The 18,372-nt window shown below is 64.3% G+C and carries 17 protein-coding genes and 1 pseudogene; 10 read left to right on the forward strand and 8 right to left on the reverse strand.

The features are described from left to right. Positions 1–32: 32 nt before the first annotated feature. From AUC70_RS18505 to AUC70_RS16985, 5 genes and pseudogenes are all read right to left on the reverse strand, one after another. Positions 33–524: pseudogene (locus AUC70_RS18505) on the reverse strand (FAD-dependent oxidoreductase); the annotation flags it as partial. Between the two features lie 68 nt (positions 525–592). Continuing rightward, positions 593–2,353 carry a gamma-glutamyltransferase gene (gene ggt / locus AUC70_RS02555; RefSeq protein ID WP_069443460.1) on the reverse strand — a complete coding sequence of 587 codons (1,761 nt, stop codon included), beginning with the start codon at positions 2,351–2,353 and terminating at the stop codon, positions 593–595. A 105-nt stretch (positions 2,354–2,458) separates the two neighbouring features. Next, positions 2,459–5,821 carry an error-prone DNA polymerase gene (locus AUC70_RS02560; protein ID WP_069443461.1) on the reverse strand — a complete coding sequence of 1,121 codons (3,363 nt, stop codon included), beginning with the start codon at positions 5,819–5,821 and terminating at the stop codon, positions 2,459–2,461. Continuing rightward, positions 5,821–7,410, reverse strand: a complete 1,590-nt coding sequence (locus AUC70_RS02565) for a Y-family DNA polymerase (protein ID WP_069443462.1) — start codon at positions 7,408–7,410, stop codon at positions 5,821–5,823. Before AUC70_RS02565 ends, AUC70_RS02560 begins: the two co-directional genes overlap by 1 nt. Beyond that, positions 7,304–8,116 (reverse strand): hypothetical protein, encoded by an 813-nt coding sequence (locus AUC70_RS16985; RefSeq protein ID WP_206599297.1) that lies wholly within the window; start codon positions 8,114–8,116, stop codon positions 7,304–7,306. Before AUC70_RS16985 ends, AUC70_RS02565 begins: the two co-directional genes overlap by 107 nt. 415 nt (positions 8,117–8,531) lie before the next feature. Between AUC70_RS16985 and AUC70_RS02575 the strand changes: the two genes are divergently transcribed. The 10 genes from AUC70_RS02575 (at position 8,532) to AUC70_RS02615 (ending at position 16,155) form a co-directional block, all read left to right on the forward strand. Beyond that, a complete protein-coding gene (locus AUC70_RS02575; protein ID WP_069443464.1) occupies positions 8,532–9,410 on the forward strand; it encodes a class I SAM-dependent methyltransferase in 879 nt (292 codons plus the stop codon). Positions 9,411–9,748: 338 nt separating this feature from the next. Then, positions 9,749–10,072: a L,D-transpeptidase gene (locus AUC70_RS17730; protein WP_244505474.1), complete on the forward strand. Its 324-nt coding sequence runs from the start codon at positions 9,749–9,751 to the stop codon at positions 10,070–10,072. Between the two features lie 236 nt (positions 10,073–10,308). Then, positions 10,309–10,482, forward strand: coding sequence for a Flp family type IVb pilin (locus AUC70_RS16005; protein WP_083241187.1), 174 nt, complete (start codon positions 10,309–10,311; stop codon positions 10,480–10,482). Between the two features lie 187 nt (positions 10,483–10,669). After that, entirely contained in the window at positions 10,670–11,329 is a 660-nt protein-coding gene (locus tag AUC70_RS02585) for a DUF1007 family protein (protein ID WP_069443466.1), read from the forward strand. 20 nt (positions 11,330–11,349) lie between these two features. Beyond that, the gene (locus AUC70_RS02590; protein ID WP_069443467.1) at positions 11,350–12,474 is read left to right on the forward strand and encodes a HoxN/HupN/NixA family nickel/cobalt transporter; all 1,125 of its coding nucleotides are present in this window, start codon (positions 11,350–11,352) and stop codon (positions 12,472–12,474) included. Positions 12,475–12,536: 62 nt separating this feature from the next. Beyond that, the gene (locus AUC70_RS02595; RefSeq protein WP_069443468.1) at positions 12,537–12,953 is read left to right on the forward strand and encodes an NUDIX domain-containing protein; all 417 of its coding nucleotides are present in this window, start codon (positions 12,537–12,539) and stop codon (positions 12,951–12,953) included. 73 nt (positions 12,954–13,026) lie between these two features. Continuing rightward, a complete protein-coding gene (gene hemH / locus AUC70_RS02600; RefSeq protein ID WP_069443469.1) occupies positions 13,027–14,076 on the forward strand; it encodes a ferrochelatase in 1,050 nt (349 codons plus the stop codon). Between the two features lie 17 nt (positions 14,077–14,093). Beyond that, positions 14,094–14,522, forward strand: a complete 429-nt coding sequence (locus AUC70_RS02605) for a hypothetical protein (RefSeq protein ID WP_069443470.1) — start codon at positions 14,094–14,096, stop codon at positions 14,520–14,522. A 167-nt stretch (positions 14,523–14,689) separates the two neighbouring features. Continuing rightward, on the forward strand, positions 14,690–15,673 hold the full coding sequence (locus AUC70_RS02610; RefSeq protein ID WP_069443471.1) for an SPFH domain-containing protein: 984 nt from the start codon (positions 14,690–14,692) through the stop codon (positions 15,671–15,673). A gap of 26 nt (positions 15,674–15,699) precedes the next feature. Then, complete coding sequence (locus AUC70_RS02615) at positions 15,700–16,155, forward strand: NfeD family protein (protein ID WP_069443472.1); 456 nt, start codon at positions 15,700–15,702, stop codon at positions 16,153–16,155. A gap of 11 nt (positions 16,156–16,166) precedes the next feature. On the opposite strand, the gene AUC70_RS16615 is transcribed toward AUC70_RS02615, so the two are convergent. From AUC70_RS16615 to AUC70_RS02625, 3 genes are all read right to left on the reverse strand, one after another. Further along, the gene (locus AUC70_RS16615; protein ID WP_141701914.1) at positions 16,167–16,400 is read right to left on the reverse strand and encodes a hypothetical protein; all 234 of its coding nucleotides are present in this window, start codon (positions 16,398–16,400) and stop codon (positions 16,167–16,169) included. Positions 16,401–16,506: 106 nt separating this feature from the next. After that, positions 16,507–16,737 (reverse strand): hypothetical protein, encoded by a 231-nt coding sequence (locus AUC70_RS02620; RefSeq protein ID WP_069443473.1) that lies wholly within the window; start codon positions 16,735–16,737, stop codon positions 16,507–16,509. Between the two features lie 38 nt (positions 16,738–16,775). Continuing rightward, positions 16,776–18,269, reverse strand: a complete 1,494-nt coding sequence (locus AUC70_RS02625; protein ID WP_069443474.1) for a glycerol-3-phosphate dehydrogenase/oxidase — start codon at positions 18,267–18,269, stop codon at positions 16,776–16,778. Between the last annotated feature and the right edge of the window lie 103 nt (positions 18,270–18,372).

Raw genomic sequence — 18,372 nt, forward strand, 5'->3', positions numbered from 1 at the left:
ATGAAGTCCGCCCCTTCCGGGGTTTCGCTCGTGTCGAACTGAACGACCGCGCCCGCGTTCCGAACCTCATCCAAAAGGAAGTCCAATGCGGCGCCCGGATTGAGATGCGCCTCGTCCGCATAGAACAAGGCTGTCTCGAATCGGGGAACGAGGTCCGGTTCCAGCTCTTCCAGCTGCGCCGCGTCGAGGCGGCTCCCGCCTTCGGTCATGCGCTCGAAACGATCGAGAAGCGTGCGGTCGCGTGCCGGCGCCAGCACGAGGCTGCCCGCCGAGGTCAGATCCGGATAGTTGGCCTGCCACAGTTGCAGGCCCCGCATGCCCAGCTCCCGGATCACGGGCTCGGCGCTTTCTTCCTCGCAGCGCGGCGCCAGCATCGCGCCGGCCCATGGACTGCAGGCATCGGTGAACGGTTCGGCGGACTGTTCCACCACGATGATGCTGTGTCCCCGGCGCGCGAGCGTCAGCGCCTGCCAAAGTCCAGTGACTCCGGCGCCGCGGATCGCGATTTTGTAAGGACCAGTCATTGTCTTCGAATTGCCTGCTCTTGCGTGCGGACAGAGGCATAGCCGTCACGCACGCCGATACCAAGTGTTCAATCGCCGAGTGCGACACCGTCGCGGCGTGGATCGGCGCCGCCTTCGAGGCCGTCGGGCCTGACCGCGATGATGTGTAGTCCGCTGGTCATGGGGATGCGTTTGACCGAGTGGCCTTTTGCTGTGAGCGCGCTGGCGAGGTCGTCCCACTCGGGGCCGGTCTCGAGGAGAACACCTCGTGGCGTCCCGCCGAAGTTGATGAGCGCGGCCGCTTCAGCCGGATCCAACCCCCAATCCATCATGGCGATGATCGCCTTCAGGTTGAACAGAATAATGCCCGGACCGCCGGGCGATCCCAGCACGTAGTCGAGTTCGCCGTCGGGACCGAAGATCATGGTCGGGTCCATGGAACTCCGCGGCCGCTTTCCGGGTTCCACGCGGTTGGCGATGTCGTTACCGTCCTCGTCCTTTGGCAGAAAGGAAAAGTCCGTCAGCTGATTGTTCAGAAGAAAGCCGCGCACCATGCTGCGTGCGCCGAAGGCGGTCTCGATGGTCGTGGTCATGGAAAACGCATCGCTGCTGTCGTCGACCACGGACACGTGGCTCGTGCCGCCTTTTTCCTTGGTGGCGTCGCGTCCGAAAGCGCTGGAGAGATTCGGCGGGGTTCCATGGGTGACGGTTTCAGCGGCGCGCTCGGGGTCGATCAGCTTGCGCCGCTCCGCCAAGTAGTCGTTGTCGAGCAACCCCTCGACAGGCACGTCCACAAAGCCGGGATCCGCCAGGTAGCGCGCCCGGTCGGCGAAGGCGAGCCGTTCCGCTTCGAGGATCGCATGGGTGGCGTTCGCTTCCATGGGAGTTGCGCCTAGATCGAACGGCTCGATCAATTTGAGCGTTTGCCCCACCGCGACGGCGCCTGAGGACGGCGGGCCCATGCCGCAGACGGACGAGCCCCGATAGGGCACACAGAGGGGCTCGCGCTTCTTGGGCCGATAGTTCGCGATGTCGCCTTCGCTCAAGGTCCCTGCGCCGCGCCGGTCGCTTTGCACGGACTTGGCGATGTCGGCCGCGATCGGGCCTTTGTAGAACGCGTCGATCCCCTCGCTCGCGATGGTCTCGAGGGTCTCCGCCAGCGCTTCGTTCTTCAGGATCGTACCCGGCGGGTGAGGCTTGCCGTTCTTGTCGAAGAAATAGGCGCGTGCAGCCGCATCGAACGTGTTGAGGTCGGCCTCGCCCAGAAGTTTGGAGAGCCGCGCGGAGACCGGAAAGCCGTCGCGGGCAAACTTGATGGCGGGCTGAAATAGCTCCGCCCAAGGCAGCTTGCCGTATTCGTCGTGCACAAGCTTGAGCACCGCCAGTGCACCGGGAACGCCGACGGAAAGCCCGCTATGCATCGCGACGCGGCGCGGCAGAGGCTGTCCGACCGCGTCAAGAAACAGCTCCGGCGTAGCGCCCGCGGGCGCCGTCTCGCGGCCGTCGAAGCTCGTCAGCGTTTCCTGCGCTGCGTCCCAATATAAAATGAAGGCGCCGCCGCCGATGCCCGAGGACTGGGGCTCCACCAGGGTCAGCACCATCTGTGCGGCGATGCCGGCGTCGATGGCCGCGCCGCCTTTGCGCAGCATGTCGAGCCCGGCCTGCGTGGCGAGCGGGTGCGCGGCGACGATCATGTGCTTCTTGGCGGTGACGAGCGGCTTCTGCGCAAGACCGCTCGCGCCCTCGGGCAGGTCGAGGGCGTGGGACGGAAATGAGAGGAGAGAGAAAACCGCGAGGGCGGCGAAAAGGCGATGCGAGAGTCTTTTCGGATGCAACATGGGGCGCAGCATATCGACTTTCGCGGCGCTCGCTAGTCACGCGTCCGTCAGCTTTGGCCTTTTGTTTTGTTGCATGTCCGGACGGAAAACCGGTGTCCACTTTTCCTGGACATGCTCTCAATGAAAGTCCCGGGATTTGGGAATGATTCGGGCATCGCGGGGGTGACAGCGCGGATGCCAACGCGGGTGCCGGTCTTCGCCCTTGCGGCGCGGCTCGCCGGTCTCGGGGCGTTTGACGTGATCGGCGGGGGCGAGCGGCGGCATGAGGCCGGGCTTGGGCTGCGAGGAGCGCCAGGAGCCGGGATCGGGGCGGCGTATCTCGTCCGCGTTCGCCAGCGTGGTCTCGAACTCGTCGTCTTCGGACAGGCGATCCAGCCAGTCGTTTTTGTCTTCGAGCCGCTCCGCGACGACATGAATAATGTCTTCGTGCCGCTGGATACGGCCATGGATCACCACGAGCCGCGCGCCCATGACCACTTTGCGCATGCGCTCCAGGACCGAGGGCCAGATCACCGCGTTGGCGACACCGGTCTCGTCCTCGATGGTCATGAACACCACGCCGGAGGCGGAGCCGGGACGCTGGCGCACCAGGATCACGCCGCCGACGCTGACCCGTGCGCCGTCCCTCATTCCTTTGACCGCGCCGCAGGAGACGATGCGGGCGGCGCTGACTTGTGCGCGCAGGAACGACATCGGGTGGCTTTGGAGCGAAAGCCGGAGTGTGCGGTAGTCATTCACCACATGCTCGGGCAGCTTCATGGCCGGGAGCGCCACATCCGGCTCGCGGCCCATTTCCGTGGCTTGCGCATGTTCGAAAAGCGGCAGGGCAATTTCCTTGGGGAGCCCGCGCACGGCCCACAGCGCCTGCCGCCGGTCGAGCCCGAGCGAGCGGAACGCGTCGGCGGATGCGAGCCGTTCGATGACGGCGCGGCCAAGACCGCTGCGGCGCCATAGATCCTGAATGTCGGCATAGGGGCGATCGCGCCGGGCGACGGCTTGATCGGCATCGGCCTCGCGAAACCCGTCGATCTGCCGGAGCCCCAACCGCAAAGCGTGGGACTTGCCGGGGCCCGGCTCCAGCGTGCAATCCCAATGGCTGTGATTGATGTCGGGCGGGCGCGCCTCGACGCCATGTTCGCGGGCACAGCGCACGATCTGGGCCGGTGCATAGAAGCCCATGGGTTGGGAATTCAGCAGCGCGCAGGCGAACACGTCCGGGTAATGGCATTTGAGCCAGGACGACACATAGACGAGATGGGCGAAGCTCGCCGCGTGGCTTTCCGGAAAGCCGTAATCGCCAAACCCCTTGATCTGGTTGAAGCAGCGTTCGGCGAAGTCTTGCGGATAGCCGCGCGCGGTCATGCGGCCGACCATCTTGTCCTGAAGCGTGCCGATCGTGCCGCGCCGCCGGAACGTCGCCATGGCGCGGCGCAGCTCGTTCGCCTCGTCGCCGGTGAACTTTGCGGCCACCATGGCCAGGCGCATGGCCTGTTCCTGGAACAGCGGCACGCCCATGGTCTTGCCGAGCACTTGGTGCAGCTCGTCCGGCGGCCCGTGATCGGGATGGGGCGAGGGGAACTCGACCTTCTCCTCGCCGGAGCGGCGGCGCAGATAAGGATGCACCATGTCGCCCTGGATCGGGCCGGGCCGCACGATGGCGACTTCGATGACGAGATCGTAGAAGCAGCGCGGCTTCAGGCGCGGCAGCATGTTCATCTGCGCGCGGCTCTCCACCTGGAACACGCCGATGGAATCGGCACGGCAGAGCATGTCGTACACTTGGGGGTCTTCGCGCGGCACGGTGCCGAGCGTGAGGGTTTCGCCGTAGTGCTCCTTGAGAAGCGCGAAGGCCTTGCGGATGCAGGTGAGCATGCCGAGGCCGAGCACATCGACCTTGAGCAAGCCCAGCGCATCGAGATCGTCCTTGTCCCATTCGATGACGGTGCGGTCTTCCATGGCCGCGTTGCCGATGGGCACAAGCTCGGACAGAGGCCCGCGCGTCAGCACGAAGCCGCCCACATGTTGCGACAGATGCCGGGGAAAGCCGATCAGCTCATGGGCCAGGGTCAGACAGCGCGCGAGGCGCGGGTCGGAGGGGTCGAGCCCCGCTTCGCGCACATATTTCTCCGGTAGCCCCTTATTGCTGAGGCCCCAGATCGTGCCGGCGAGCGCGGCGACGGTGTCCTCGGAAAGTCCCAGCACCTTGCCCACCTCGCGCACGGCTGAGCGGCCTCTATAAGAAATGACCGTCGCTGCAAGGCCAGCGCGGTCGCGGCCATAGCGCGCGTATATATATTGAATCACCTCCTCACGGCGCTCGTGCTCGAAGTCCACGTCGATATCGGGCGGTTCGCGGCGTTCGGGCGAGACGAAACGCTCGAATAGAAGATCGATCTCGGTCGGGTCGACATTGGTGATGGCCAGGCAATAGCACACGGCGGAATTGGCGGCCGAGCCGCGCCCTTGGCAGAGAATGCCGAGGCTGCGTGCGTAATGCACGATGTCGTAGACGGTCAAAAAATAAGGCGCGTAGTTGAGCTCCTCGATGAGCGTGAGTTCCTTCTCGATCGTGTCGCGGACTTTATCCGGGATGCCGTCCGGAAAGCGCCAGGCGGCGCCCTCCCAGGCGAGTTCCTCCAGGTGCCCTTGCGGGGTCTTGCCTTCGGGAACCGGTTCGTCCGGATATTCGTATCTCAACTCGTCGAGGGAGAAGCGGCACGCGTTCGCGATCTCGACCGTACGTTCCAGCGCTTCCTCATAGCCTTTGAAGAGCCGGGCCATCTCGGCGGGCGCTTTCAAGTGCCGCTCTGCGTTGGCCTCTAGGCGAAAACCCGCTTCGCGAAGCGAACATTTTTCGTGGATGCAGGTGAGCACGTCCTGGAGCGGGCGGCGCTCGGGCGTGTGATACAGCACGGCGCCGGTAGCGATGAGCGGGATGCCCGTGCGGCCGGCGAGGCTCGCGGCTCTTTCGATCCGTATACGGTCATCGCCGCGATAGCCGTGATGGGCGGCGAGATAGAGCGGGGCCTTCAGTTTTGCCTTAAGGCGCAAGAGCTCTTTTTCGAAACGGGCATCGTCCGTGTCCGCGGCTTCCCGCAGCGCGATGAAGATCAGCCCGTCCGCGTGTTCCGCCACGTCGTCGAGCATGAGACGGCACTCGCCCTTCTCGGCGCGGCGCTGCCCGCGTGTCAGCAGGCGGCAGAGCCTGCCATAGACTGCGCGGGAGGTGGGGTAGGCGAGAAGCGACGGGGCATCCCGCAAGATCAATCGCGCGCCGACGATGAATTGGATGCCGGCTTCCTTCGCCGCGATATGCGCGCGCACCACGCCGGCAAGCGTGTTGGCGTCCGCGACCGCGATGGCTGCATGGCCGAGCGCCGCCGCTTGGGTCACGAGTTCTTCGCCATGAGAACCGCCACGCAGAAATGTGAAGTTCGTGGTGACGTCGAGTTCGGCGTAGCGGGGTTCTGGGGTGGGCATCAGGGGAACACCCCATGCAGGAACCAGCGCGGGGGATCGCCATCGCGCGCCTCGTCCCGTTCCTGATAGAGCCCTTCGCGGAAGACCCAGTAACGGCACCCGTCCTCATCCTCGATGCGGTAGTAATCGCGCGTACGCTGCGGGGGGCTGCCGTCGAAGACGCGCCACCATTCGGACGCGATGCGCTCGGGCCCTTCCGCCTTGACCACGCGGCGGTTGACGCGCCGCCAGGTGAAGCGGAGCGGCGGTCCTTCGGGGATCTCCGCCATCACGGTCACGCTTTCCGGTTTCGCGAGCAGAAGGGGCGGCCGCGGCGGCTTCTCCAAAGAAGTGTTGTTGGCCTCGCCGTTCCAGGCCGGCAGTTTCGCAAAGGCACTGCGCGTCGTTTGCGCAAGCTCGGGGATGTGGCTCTGTTGCGGAAACAGGCGGCGCACGGTGCGGGTTCCTAAACGACTTACAAGCGCGTCGATGAGTTTTTCCGGCCCCGGCTTGCGGGCGGCCGCGCTGAGGGCGGTTTGCTCCGGAGACAGATCGTCGACGGCGAGCGCCGCGAAGGTCATGAGGTCGACGCCGAACCCCATGTCGATCGTGTCGAGCTTCTCTTTGAGAAGGCGCACCAGATGGGCCGCCGTCGCCGACGGCGCGCTCAAGCCGGCCTCGAGTGCGACGGAGGATCCGTCCGTGCGCGCGGCCCACAGCACCACACGCCGCGCGCCGGCGCGTGCGCGCGCGAGCATGCCGCAAAGCTCGTCCGCCAGACGTTCGAGGCTGGCCAGGACCCCGTCATGAGAGATGAGCGGTTCGGCAAAGGAAAGACGCGCCACGAAATCCGGCGCGGGCAGAAGCGGTGCATGCGTCTCGTTCCTCCGTCCCAGCACTTCGTCGAGGCGGCGCAGGACGCTTTCGGCGGCGTTTCTTGAATGAAAGCGCTGTTCGAGGCTGGCGCGCGGCAGGCCGTAAAGCTGGCCGATGCGTTTCAGCCCCAGCCGCCGCAAGAGGAGAACTGTATTGGGCTCAAGGCGCAGGGCCTCGATAGGGTAAGGCGCGAGCGTGTCCGGCAGAGTATCGGGCGCGGCGATGGCAGGACTGCGCCGTGTGAAATGCGCCAACGCCGAGGCGCCCCCGAGCGTACCGGCGCAGCCAAGCCGGGCGCGGAAGCCCAGCCCGGCAAGACGCTCCTTGAGATCGGCCAGCAGTTCGGGCTCGCCGCCGAAAAGATGCGCGACGCCGGTCACGTCGAGCCAGAGGCCGTCCGCGCCGTCCACATTGAGGGACGGGCCGTAGCGGGAGGCCCAGCGGGCGAGGGATTCCAGAAAGGCCGCGTCCTTCCCGGGCGCATTGGGCTCGGTGAGGAGCGCGGGGCAGATGGCGCGGGCATCGGCCAGCCGCATGCCGGGGCTCAGCCCCTCCTGCCGGCAGGGGATGTTGAGGGCCGTGAGAGTGAGCCCGTGCGTATCGCTGCCCACAAGCGCGAAGGGCTCCTTAGCTGGCGGCGGTGCGTGGCCCGCGTGCAAGCGCTCCTGCGTCAGCCGCTCGATCGGAAGATGCGGGAACCACACGCAGACCATCCTTCTCAGGCGGCCCGTCATGACCGGCCTGCACATGGAAGCGTGCGCCTTCTCTTAATGTTTGCCCTACCGCGCTTTGCGCTGCTTGAGCGCGTGATGTCTGCCCTGCCGCGCTCTGCGCACCTTGAACATGGCCTGCTTGAGCGCTGTCTGCCCCGGCCCGGCTGCGTTCGAGGGAGAGACGCCAGCAGGCGGGGCCGGGGGTCCCTTCGCCGAAATGGGCGCCCTCGCCGAAGCCGGCGCCCGTGTCGAAAGGGATATGGGCGCTGGCCTCCGTGGCGATCCGCCAGCGCGTGAGCGTGCCGGGGATCTTCGCCTCGCCATGACCGGTGAGGAGGAAGCATGGCGTGCCGGCGGCGCGGGCGGCGAGCCCCAGACGCCGGGCGGTGAGCTGGGTCTTGATCTCGGTTTGGGCCAGGCCTGCGATCAACGCGCTGCTCTTCAGCCCTTCTTCCAGGGCCCAGGCGGCTTCGTCCGCGGTGCGCGTCTCGACGATGAGAACGCGTGCCGGATCGAGCCCCGCTTTGAAGAGGCCGGGGCCGTAGGGGCGTCCCCATTCCTGGGCATGCCGCTGCGTCATGCACCACAGCACCGCTCCCGGGCCTTGTTTCTGGATGTCGGCGATCACGGACAGGGCAAAGCCAAGCCCCGCCGGCGTGTCGCGATAGGCATGCGGTTTGATCTCGTGCAGCCCCGCTTGGTGAAGCGTGCCCAAAGGTTTTTGCAAGGAGGGGGCGGTCGCGGTGCCCGAGGCGGAAGAAGGCGTCAAAGAGCAGGCGGGACGGGAAGGGGCCGCACCCGGCGCGGGGGGGATGGCTAGGGAGACGGGAACCTGCTCGAGCGCCCGGATGGATGCCCGTAGCCGCTCGATCAAGACCCTTCCCGTGAGCCCGCCTGCTCTTTCTTCAACGTCAGCCGGCGGAACGAGGGCACTAAGATCGCCGTCTGGAACGTTGTTACGCATTACTGACACCCCACTCTCGTTCCTGTTTTGTTCTTACTCCCGAGTCGGAGATGAGTCAAGAAAGGACGTCCGGCACGGCCCCCAATTTGGATCCAGGCGGCGCAAATGCCGCGCTTGCGTCCCCGTGTCCGCGCGGTCATCTAAGTACCGCATCGATAAGAGAAGGAAGAATTTGCCCATGACCCAGTCTCAGAGCCAGATCCATCCCCAGCCCCTGGTACAGAATGTTTCGGCGGATGATTGGGCCCATGAGCGTGGGCAAAAATGGTGCGATCAGCTTACCGCCATGGAAGCCACGCTCGATCCGGTCGATGCGCCGCTGATCGATGCGCTTCAGCTGGACGGTCCGCTCCGGATTGCGGAGATTGGCTGCGGCGGCGGGGGCACCACGCTTAAAGTTCTTCGCCAGGCGCCTGCGGGGAGCAGCGTGCACGGGCTGGACATTTCACCCGCCCTCGTCGACAAGGCGCGGACACGCGCCGCGGCCGAAACGGGCGACATCGCCATTCATATCGCCAATGCGCAGAGCGCGCCCGCGCCCGCCGGCTCCTATGACCGGCTGTTCTCGCGCTTCGGCATCATGTTCTTCGACGATCCTGAGGCCGCCTTTTCCAACCTCGCGTCCTGGCTCGCGCCCGGCGGCCGGATCGCCTTCGCCGTCTGGGGCCCGCCGCGCCAAAACCCCTGGATGACCAGCCTTCGCGATGCCGTCGCCGAAGTCATGGATGTGCCAAAGCCCGATCCCGATGCGCCGGGACCGTTCCGCTATGCGGGCGGCGAAAAGCTGTTGGGCATTCTGAAGGCCGCCGGGCTCGGCGATCTCGAAGTCCGCGATTGGCGCGGCACGATCCCTCTTGGAGGCGGGGTCCCGCCGGAGGCGGCCGTGGATTTCGCGCTGTCAGCCTTCTCGCTCGGCGATCTGCTTGCCGAGGCCGACGCGGCCGTCAATGCCGACGTCCGCCAACGCCTGACCCAGCGCTACGCCCAGCACGAACGCGACGGGGCCGTCCACATGGACGCCCACGTTCACATCGTCACCGGGGTCCGCCCAGCCTGACCGTCCGAGCGCTTTCCCGCCCCAGGACGCCCGTTTGGATTTCGCTAACCAGAATCACCGCACGTTTCATGCAAAGAAGCGTAACGAGGTTTTGTCATGCGTATCCTCGGATTTCCGGCCGCCGCGGGCCTTGCGGCAGCGCTCGCCGTCTTGCCGGCACCCCAAGTCTCGGCGGGGCTGTTCGATTCGGTCATCTCTTCCCAGCCGCAACGGCCTCAAGTGGTGGGGCGCCATCTGGTGTCCGTGCCGCCTGGCTATAAGCCCGGCACGATCTTCGTCCAGTTCGGCGGGCCCGGCTCTATTACATCCTGCAGGGTGGGAGGGCCATCAGCTACCCGATCGCGGCCCCCAAGGGCGAAGCGCGATGGTCCGGCGAAACCTATGTCAGCGAGAAGCGCGTGAACCCCGGATGGACGCCGACGGCTGAAATGCGGCGGGAAAATCCCGATTTGCCGGCCTATGTGCCGGGCGGGCATCCGCGCAATCCGCTGGGGGTTCGGGCCATGTATCTCGGCAAGAGCCTCTACCGCATTCACGGCACCGATGCGCCCTGGTCCATTGGCCAGTCGGTGTCTCATGGCTGCATCCGCATGTTCAATCAAGACGTGGCCGATCTCTATCAACGCGTTTCGATAGGAACGCCCGTCAGCGTCACATGGTAAACGCTAAGTAAACAGGAAGTAAGTCTCAGGTTAACGTCCAGAACAAAACCGCAGATTTGCTAGATTTTTTGGACTTTGTGTTAAGAAAGTTTTTACCATGGCTCTCCCGACTTTAGAGGATCGATTTAACCTATGTTCAACGGGTGGCTGTTAGCTTCCACATCAGGTTCCACGGGCCAAACGGAGTGCGGTACGGGGCCGATGTTGAGAGTTCCAAATGTAATGGGAGAGTCCAGATGACTTCTATCAAGCGTTTTGTCAAAGACGAGTCGGGTGCTACCGCTATCGAGTATGGCCTGATTGCTGCCGGTATCGCTGTTGCCATCATCACCATGATGACGACGCTGTCCGGTTCGCTGACCGCCCTCTTCACGGATATCGCCGGTCGTCTGAAGGTCGTCGGCGGCTAATCCTAGCCTAGCGACCCAATCAGTTTCTGAACGGGATCCGGCCTTGGGGCCGGGTCCCGTTTGCTTTTGTGCGCTTGCCATCACGATCCGGGCGTTTCACAAAGCGCAAAAATCCTCCACAATTCGGGCCTAATCGACGCTCTCGATTCGAAGGAGCGAAGCCTTGCCATATCAAAAAGGGCGCGCGATGCGCGCGGCCTTATGCGTGGCGCTTTTGGGAGCGGCTACTACCGGCTTCGCGGCCTCCGTGGAGGCTCACCCCCATGTCTGGGCGACCGTGCGCTCCGAAGTCGTTTTCGGTCCGGACAAGGAAATCACCGGCGTAAAACAAGCCTGGACCTTCGACGAGTTCTACAGCGCCATGGCGGTGCAGGGGCTCGATACCAATGGCGATGGCACCTACGCGCGGGACGAACTCGAACCGCTTGCCAAGGTGAACGTCGAATCCCTGAAGGACTTCGACTATTTCACGTTCATCCGGCAGGAAGGCGAAGAGCAGTTTCTGCCGCTGAAAGGACCGGAGGACTATTGGGTCGAGTATGACGGCACGGCGCTGACGCTCCATTTCACACTGCCGCTGGAGTCGCCTCTCGCTCCGGGCCCCAAGGGCGTCACGCTCGATGTTTACGATCCATCGTTCTTCGTTGCGTTCGGTTTCGCCGACAAAGATCCCGTCAAGATTGACGGATCTGCGCCCGGTTGCGTGGTCAAGGTCGTGGCATCCGATCCGGAGGCGGCCGAAGACGCCAAGGCACTGACCGAATCTTTCTTCAGCCAGCTCGGGCCGGACTCCAATTACGGGTCGCAGTTCGCGCAGACCGTGACGGTGACATGCGGCGGGCAATAGCAAGAACCGTTCTGGGATGTTTGGCTCTGCTTGTTCTGGCGATCATGCCGTTCGGGCAGGCGCAGGCACAGGCGCCGCAATCGCCGCCCTCGGCGTTTGGGGCGCCGGCCAAGCCTCAAGCGCCGCCGTCGGCGTTCGGTGCACCGAAGAGTGCGCCCGGGCCGCAGGCCGCACCTGTCCAATCCGTGCCCCTCACGGCGCAGGGCACCTTCGGCAGGCTGCAGACCTGGATTATTCAGACGCAGCAAAAAATGCTGCGGCCGCTTGCCGCGACGATCAAGAAGCTCAAGGAGGGCAATGCCTGGCGCGCCGGGCTGTGGCTCGCGGGGCTCAGCTTCGTTTACGGCATCGTCCATGCAGCGGGGCCGGGCCATGGGAAGGCGATCATCTCGTCTTATGTGCTTGCCAACAGAGAAACGGTGCGCCGCGGCATTCTCATCTCGTTCCTTGCGGCGGCAGTTCAAGGCTTGATGGCGGTCGCGTTGGTCGGTGTTCTGATCATTGCGCTCAAGGGCACCGGCATCGAGGTCAACAGCTGGGTCAAGCAATTGGAGAGCGCCAGCTACGCGCTGGTTTTCCTGGTCGGGCTTTCGCTTCTCGTGTCGACTCTCTGGAGGCTCTGGCGGCGCCGGGGTGCAATGAAAGCGGGCGAGGGGCATCACCACCACGACCACAGTCATCGCCACGACGATGGCGATCATGGTCACGACCACGCCCATGATCATAAGCACGGCCACCATCATCACGATCACGACCATGAGTCGTGCGAGGCCTGCGGTCATATCGTCGACGTGCATGAGATTGCCCAGCCGATGACGTGGCGAAAAATTTGGGCGGTGGTTCTATCGGTCGGCATTCGGCCGTGTTCCGGCGCAGTCCTCGTTCTCGTCTTCGCGCTGGCGCAAGGGCTGTTCTGGGCGGGAGTCGCCTCGACCTTCGCCATGGCGCTCGGCACGGCGATCACGGTCGCGGTTCTTGCCTCCTTGGCGATCGGTTCGCGCAATATCGCGCTTGCGATCGGCGGCGAGAACACGCGGTGGGCGGAGGCGGTGTGGACGATTTGCGCGATCGGCGGCGCCCTGTTTGTGATGACGATTGGGCTTTTGCTATTCCTCGCCTCTCTTGGACCGGCGCGGCCGTTCTAACGGTTCGCTGAGGCCCTAGTTCCAGTGGTGGCGCTTCTCACGGCTATGGCAGACTTGATCTGATGGGCTTTCCGAAAACACCAGCACTCACCGTCGATTGCGTGGTCTTCGATCCGCGTGGGCGGGTCCTCCTCATTCGCCGGGGGCATGAGCCCTTCAAGGGCTGCTACGCGCTGCCGGGTGGCTTCGTGGATGTCGGCGAGACGGTCGAGGACGGGTGCCGCCGGGAGCTGCGCGAAGAGACAGGGCTCATGGTCGGCGATCTTCTGCTCGTCGGCGTGTATTCGGATCCGGATCGCGATCCGAGAGGCCATACGGTGAGCACCGTTTTCCTCGCGCGCTTGCCGGTGTCGGCGGATCCGGTCGCGGGCGACGATGCCGCGGCCGCCGAGTGGGTCGATGACTGGCGGGCCGAGCGTCTCGCCTTCGACCACGCGCAAATCCTCGAAGATGCGGAGAAATTTCGCGCTGCAGTCTGACGAGACTAGGCTTGGCCGGTACGATATTCTATCTACGGGCATGCCTTGAGAGGCCAGCACGAGGAGTGCGCCGATGAATGAGAGCCCGCCAGCGAACGCCTTTTCCGACCCCTTCGATTGCCGTTCCCAGCCCTTCGGCAAGATCGGCGTGCTTTTGGTCAATTTGGGCACGCCCGACGACACCGATTACTGGTCGATGCGGCGCTATCTCAAGGAATTCCTGTCCGATCGCCGGGTGATCGAGGTCAACCCGCTCATCTGGTGGCCGATCCTCAACGGCATCGTGTTGACCACGCGCCCGTCCAAGAGCGGCGAAGCGTATCGCTCGATTTGGAACGAGGAACTGAACGAGTCACCCTTGCGGACCATCACCCGGTCCCAGGCCGAGAAGATTGCCGACGGGCTCGGTCATCGGGAAGAGGTGATCGTCGACTGGGCCATGCGTTACGGCAATCCGGCCATCGTTGACCGGGTGCAGGCGCTCGTCGAACAAGGCTGCGCCAGGCTGCTCGTGTTTCCGCTCTACCCGCAATATGCCGCGGCCACGACGGCGACGGTCAACGATATGGTCTTCGACAAGCTCAAATCGATGCGTTGGCAGCCGGCTTTGCGCACGGTCCCGCCTTATCCATCCGATCCCATCTACATCGAGGCGCTTGCGGATTCGATCCGGGACCATCTGGCGACACTCGATTTCGAGCCCGAGGTGATCCTCGCCTCCTATCACGGCCTCCCCAAGGAGTACGTGGAGAAGGGCGACCCATATCAGTGCCAGTGCATGGACACGAGCGACGCGCTGCGCGGGGCGCTCGGGCCGCTCGGAGATAAGTTGATGACGACGTTTCAATCCCGCTTCGGCCGGGCGGAGTGGCTGCAGCCCTATACGGACAAGACGGTCGAGGCGCTCGCGCGGAAGGGCGTCAAGCGCATGGCCGTCCTCACGCCGGGCTTCGCCGCCGATTGCGTCGAGACCTTGGAAGAGATCAACGGCGAGGCCCGTGAGATCTTTCTCGAGCACGGCGGCGAAAAGTTCAGCTTTATCCCTTGCCTGAACGACTCCGAGGGCGGTATCCGCGTCTTGCTTCATCTCGTCGAGCGCGAGCTGAAGGGTTGGGTCGACTAGAGAGGGGGCGGAAGTCGATGTTTCGTTTTGCGTTCTTGGGGATCGCCTTCGCGCTGCTTGCAAGCGCGGGCGCGATGGCCCAATCCGCGGGTGCGGACGAGGAACGGTGGGCCTTCATCGATGTCGTTGGTGCGCCGGGCGATGGGAAAGAGGCGCTCGAGAACGCGCTGTCGAACCAGCTCCTCAATCGCGGGTTCACCGTCACGGGCACGCCCGCAGCGCAGGCCTACGAGATTCAAGGCATGGTGCGTCTGTTTCCGGCCGGTCGCGGCGAACAAACGATCCGGATCGATTGGACGGTGTTCGGCCCCGAAGGCTTGCGCCTCGGGAATGTGACGCAGACCAATGTGATTCCGAAAGGATCGCTCGACCGGCGCTGGGGCGATGCAGCCGAGGCGGCGGCATCAGCGGCGGCGCAAGACATCATGCAGTATATCGCCCAGTAACCAGGCCGCCGGTTGCGCACTGTCACCGGTGGCTATCTTCCCGCAAAACCCCTTAAATACCGCGCTGGCCACCCCATCTATGGAAAGATCGTGGGCTCGGATCGTGGCCGATCACGCTGATTTGGCTTCGGCTGGGCGACGCCCGGACGCTTTGGGGAGGATGCCGAATGTTCGGTTTCGATATTTTCGTACTTGCGCTGCTGGTCCTTTTCGTCGTGACCGTCATCGCGGCGGTGAAGATCGTGCCGCAAGGCTACAATTACACCGTCGAGCGCTTCGGGCGGTACACGCGCACCCTGACGCCGGGTCTGGGCCTGATCATTCCCTTCATCGACCGGGTCGGCCGCAAGCTCAACATGATGGAGCAGGTGGTCAATGTGCCGAGCCAGGAGGTGATTACCCGCGACAATGCCATGGTGCGGGTCGACGGCGTGGCTTTCTTCCAGGTGCTCGATGCGCCTCGGGCCAGCTACGAGGTGACCGACCTCGAAAGCGCCATTCTCAATCTCACCATGACGAATATCCGTACGGTGATGGGGTCGATGGATTTGGACAAGCTCCTGTCCGAGCGCGACGAGATCAACCATCGCCTGCTGACGGTGGTCGACGACGCGACGCATTCCTGGGGCGTGAAGGTTACCCGCATCGAAATAAAGGACATCGAGCCGCCCCGCGATCTGGTCGACGCCATGGCGCGCCAGATGAAGGCCGAGCGCGACAAGCGCGCGGCGATCCTCACCGCGGAGGGCGAGCGTCAGGCCGCCATTCTGGAGGCCGAGGGCACGAAGCAAGCACAGATCCTCGCGGCCGAGGGCCGGCGCGAAGCGGCCTACCGCGATGCAGAGGCGCGCGAACGCGAAGCCGAGGCCGAAGCGCGGGCAACGGCGATGGTGAGCGAGGCGATCGCGTCGGGAAACGTCCAGGCGATCAATTACTTCGTCGCCAACAACTATGTGGACGCGCTGAAGGCGTTGGCCGCGGCGCCAAACCAGAAGGTCATGCTTATGCCGCTCGAAGCCTCCTCCGTGATCGGTTCGGTCGCGGGCGTCGCCGAGATTGCGCGGGAAGCTTTCGCGAGAGACTCGTCCGAAGCCACGCCGTCACCCAACAGCCCGCGGCCTTCGCGCGGCGGTTCGGTGCCCAGGGTCTAGGGACTAGGCGCTAGGGACGCTCCACGATGATGGAAACGATTGTCACTCTCGGTCCTTGGATTTGGTTGATCCTGGCGGCCGCGCTGCTTGTGTTCGAAATGCTCGCGCCAGGAATTTTCTTCATGTGGTTCGGGCTCGCCGCGCTCGTGACGGGCGTCGTTGCCTTGCGCTACGAGATTGCCTGGCAATGGCAGCTCATCTGGTTTTGCGGCCTGTCTCTCGTCACGGTGATTCTGGTCAACCGTTACTTACGGAAGAACCCGACCGAGACCGATGCGCCCCTTCTCAATCAGCGTGCGGCGCAACTCATCGGTCAAACCTACGAACTGGTGGACCCGATCGAGAACGGCCGCGGCAGCGTGCACGCGGGCGACACGATCTGGCGCGTCGAGGGACCTGCCTTGCCCAAGGGGGCGCAGGTCACGGTTCGCGGCGCGGACGGGTCCATATTGAAAGTGGAGCCGGCGAAAACCGACGCCTAAGCCGCAAGCGTCTAGGCCAGCGCCGAAATCTCTGAAATTTCGTCCGGGATCGGACCTGTGACGGTGTCTTTGTCCCAGAGCGCGGTAGCGATCCGGGTGCTGCCCGAACCGGTGACATGCACATCGCTGAAGCCCGCCTCGATCAGATGGCCCGCGACCATCTCGTTGGAGGCGAAGCTCTGGAGCAATCCAAGTGTAATCGTCGCGCGGTAGCGCCTGCCCTTCTCGACTGTAAACTCAGACATCAATCCCCCGAAGCTGCATGGCACGCATGGCCAGGTTCCAGGTCATGTCCTAGTTCGTGGCGACGCGGGCTTCAACTGCCTGGGGTGGGGCGAGGGCACGAAGCGGCTAGATTTCGATTGGGTTCTGGATTCTACTCGGCAACGGGACGGTCATTGTATTGTTCGACCAGGTCGCCTTGCCGATCCGTGTTCCGCCCGAGCCCGTGACCTCCACATCCGAGAAGCCGACCTTCTCGACTTCGGTCGCGACCCGGTCGTTGGAGGCCCATTTTTCGAAGAACTTGAGTTTGATCTCGGCCCTGTAGCGTTTGCCCTGTTCGAGCCTGAAGTTGGGCATGGTCCCTCCGGCGCTAGAGTGTGGTGCGACACCACACCTTAGTTGTGTAAGAACCACTCTTCAACTTTATCGTGCGATGCCTGGTCCAGAGACAGCTCCAGCTTGGTGCGGCGCCAGAGGAAGTCTTCGGCCGTGCTTGCGTCCTCAACTGTCGCAACATGCTCCAACTCCACCCGCGGGACGCCCGGAGCGATTTCTTCGGCAAGGGCCGGGTCCTTTTCAAGCGCCTGGTACAGATCGTCGATCTTGTCGCCATAGGTGAATGCCCAGCGCTGACGCGTTTCCGGCGAAACGGCCGTCGGCCCTTCTCCTGCGCGGGCACGCAGCGTGTCGCGATCCAGCGTGCCGCCATATTGAGGCACGCCCTTGGTCCAGGGCGGCCCCATGTCCAACCCCATCGATTGGAGCTTGGCCAGCACCCGCTCGGCCGTGGCGCGGTGGGTGGTGAGCTTGCCGCCGACCAGCGACAGGAAGCCGCCGGTGCCTTGCGTGGCGGTCTCCAGCGTTACCTCCCGGGTGATGCGGCTGGGATCTTCGTCCGGGCGCCCGTGCAGCGTTCGCAAGCCTGCCCAATCGAAAACGATATCGCTTTCGGTTGCCGGCCCACCGGTCCGGGCGAAATAGCGGTTGTACGCGTCGAGCAGGTATTTCTTCTCGTCGGAGGAGCAGGCGGCATGGCCGGGCGCGCCGCCCTGGGGAATGTCGGTGGTGCCGATCATGAGGAATTTCCCCGCGAGCCAGGGAATGGAGAAGATGATGCGTTCGCCCTCGTCCTGGAGTGTGTAGGCGCACGTCTCCGCCGGGTCCGACATGGGCAAGACGATATGGCTGCCCCGGACGAAACGGATGTCCTGAGGTGAGGGGGCGTCGGCGATCATGGCATCCACCTCGCCGACGAAGGGCCCTGCCGTGTTGACGATGAAGCGGGCGTCGATCTCTTTGGTCTTCCCATCCTCGCCGATCGTTACCGCGTACCCGTTCTCGCGGGGCGCGATCGCCGTCACCGCGCGGCGATTGGCGACATCGGCGCCGCGGGCCCGCGCGTCCAAGGCCGCGCTCAAGGTCAATCTCGCGTCATCCGCATGGGCATCGTGATAGTGCAGCACGGCCTTGAGGTGGTCCTGGCGCAAATGCGGCAGGGCATCGACCTCGCTTTGCGACAGACGGGCCGCTTCCCGGCATTTCGCCGCCGAGCGAGAGCAGGTCATAGAGCGCCAATCCCGTATGGACGAACCAGGCGCTGCGCTTCTGCCAGTCGAAAATGGGCAGGAGGAACTGGGGCGAGACCAAATGCGGCGCGGTCTACAGGCCGGCGCGTCGCTGAGGGACTCGCGCACGAGTCCGAATTCCATGTGCTCCAGGTAGCGCAAGCCGCCATGCGCCAGCTTTGAGGAGGCCGAGGACGTGAAACTGGCATAATCCTCGCGTTCCGCCAGCATGACCTTGAGGCCGCGGCCTGCCGCGTCGCGCGCGATCGCAGCGCCATGAATTCCGCCACCAACAATCACAATATCGACGGAACTTGAGGGCATTATCCCTGAGCCTTGATTTGGGTCAGCGCGCCGGCCGAAAATCGGTTATGGTCGCCCGGAACAGTCTAGGGGGCGACTGTTGTTTCCCCGTATCACTAGACCA

Origin of the sequence: Methyloceanibacter stevinii (genome assembly GCF_001723355.1) — a bacterium.
GTDB classification, from domain to species: Bacteria; Pseudomonadota; Alphaproteobacteria; order Rhizobiales; family Methyloligellaceae; genus Methyloceanibacter; species Methyloceanibacter stevinii.

Excerpts from the sequence above, each read along its gene's own strand:
- ggt (WP_069443460.1), bottom strand. The coding sequence starts at position 2,353 with ATGCTGCGCCCCATGTTGCATCCGAAAAGACTCTCGCATCGCCTTTTC.
- AUC70_RS02560 (WP_069443461.1), bottom strand. The coding sequence starts at position 5,821 with ATGCCCACCCCAGAACCCCGCTACGCCGAACTCGACGTCACCACGAAC.
- AUC70_RS02565 (WP_069443462.1), bottom strand. The coding sequence starts at position 7,410 with ATGACGGGCCGCCTGAGAAGGATGGTCTGCGTGTGGTTCCCGCATCTT.
- AUC70_RS02575 (WP_069443464.1), top strand. The coding sequence starts at position 8,532 with ATGACCCAGTCTCAGAGCCAGATCCATCCCCAGCCCCTGGTACAGAAT.
- AUC70_RS16005 (WP_083241187.1), top strand. The coding sequence starts at position 10,309 with ATGACTTCTATCAAGCGTTTTGTCAAAGACGAGTCGGGTGCTACCGCT.
- AUC70_RS02585 (WP_069443466.1), top strand. The coding sequence starts at position 10,670 with ATGCGCGCGGCCTTATGCGTGGCGCTTTTGGGAGCGGCTACTACCGGC.
- AUC70_RS02595 (WP_069443468.1), top strand. The coding sequence starts at position 12,537 with ATGGGCTTTCCGAAAACACCAGCACTCACCGTCGATTGCGTGGTCTTC.
- hemH (WP_069443469.1), top strand. The coding sequence starts at position 13,027 with ATGAATGAGAGCCCGCCAGCGAACGCCTTTTCCGACCCCTTCGATTGC.
- AUC70_RS02605 (WP_069443470.1), top strand. The coding sequence starts at position 14,094 with ATGTTTCGTTTTGCGTTCTTGGGGATCGCCTTCGCGCTGCTTGCAAGC.
- AUC70_RS02610 (WP_069443471.1), top strand. The coding sequence starts at position 14,690 with ATGTTCGGTTTCGATATTTTCGTACTTGCGCTGCTGGTCCTTTTCGTC.
- AUC70_RS02615 (WP_069443472.1), top strand. The coding sequence starts at position 15,700 with ATGATGGAAACGATTGTCACTCTCGGTCCTTGGATTTGGTTGATCCTG.
- AUC70_RS16615 (WP_141701914.1), bottom strand. The coding sequence starts at position 16,400 with ATGTCTGAGTTTACAGTCGAGAAGGGCAGGCGCTACCGCGCGACGATT.
- AUC70_RS02620 (WP_069443473.1), bottom strand. The coding sequence starts at position 16,737 with ATGCCCAACTTCAGGCTCGAACAGGGCAAACGCTACAGGGCCGAGATC.
- AUC70_RS02625 (WP_069443474.1), bottom strand. The coding sequence starts at position 18,269 with ATGCCCTCAAGTTCCGTCGATATTGTGATTGTTGGTGGCGGAATTCAT.